Origin of the sequence: Duganella margarita (assembly GCF_009857535.1) — a bacterium.
In the GTDB taxonomy this organism is placed as follows: Bacteria; Pseudomonadota; Gammaproteobacteria; order Burkholderiales; family Burkholderiaceae_D; genus Rugamonas; species Rugamonas margarita.
The window spans coordinates 1-257 of sequence record NZ_WWCS01000102.1 but is presented as its reverse complement, the minus strand read 5'-3'; the positions used below and the strand labels follow the sequence as shown (position 1 = coordinate 257).

At 51.4% G+C, this 257-nt stretch carries 1 rRNA gene; it reads right to left on the bottom strand.

Going from position 1 to position 257, the window contains the following annotated elements:
* Positions 1–257 (bottom strand): 23S ribosomal RNA (locus tag GTP55_RS29410); the annotation flags it as partial.

The window sequence follows — 257 nt, the reverse complement described above, 5'->3', positions numbered from 1 at the left end:
CCTCCGTTACACTTTAGGAGGAGACCGCCCCAGTCAAACTGCCTACCATGCACTGTCCCCGATCCGGATAACGGACCAAGGTTAGAACCTCAAACAAACCAGGGTGGTATTTCAAGGTTGGCTCCACGAGAACTGGCGTTCCCGCTTCAAAGCCTCCCACCTATCCTACACAGATTGGTTCAAAGTCCAATGCAAAGCTACAGTAAAGGTTCATGGGGTCTTTCCGTCTAGCCGCGGGTAGATTGCATCATCACAAA